Source organism: Vibrio sp. 1978 (assembly GCF_033344345.1).
In genome coordinates this window covers 1-520 of record NZ_JAWPOP010001008.1, presented here as the reverse complement: position 1 = coordinate 520, position 520 = coordinate 1, and the positions used below count along the sequence as shown (strand labels likewise).

Annotated in this window: 1 protein-coding gene; it reads right to left on the bottom strand. The window is 49.0% G+C overall.

Features of this window, described 5'->3' with window-relative positions; all coding sequences use genetic code 11:
• Positions 1-520 (bottom strand): nitrate- and nitrite sensing domain-containing protein (locus R8N49_RS30365; RefSeq protein WP_318190853.1); only part of this gene is annotated, 520 nt, incomplete at both ends.

Below are 520 nucleotides of genomic sequence, written 5' to 3'. Positions count from 1 at the left end.
CAGCTTTCTGAAGTTAGAGATCAAGGCATTAATGCTGTTCGAGATGGAAGCGATTTCATCTTTGCCGCGAGAATCGAGTTCAACCGTCATATCGTGGTGCTCAGACATACTGCGCAGGGTTTGTTTCAGGCGACCAACGCGGCTTCGTAGGCTTGCAACCAACCCCCACACCATCATGATCATAAGCAGAGAAATCACAGTAGTCGCAGCCATCAACAAGTTACGATTTAACGTGGCTTGCTGCGCGGAATGTTCTGCTGCACTGAGCATCTGATCAACCATTTGGTTACGCAACTGGTTCATGAGACCGATGCGCTCGGTTGCCATAGGAAACCATTCCGTTGCTTGAGGCCCCTGAATGCTGTCTAGGTTGGCACTCTGGTTAAGGAAGGATTGCTGTATTTGCTCAACCTTCTTCCACGCAGGACTGTTTTGGTGCGATTGCAATGACTGTCGATATTGTTCTGGGAACGCAATTTGCGCTTTTCTTGATGCGTAATCCCCCGATTGGATGTATCCC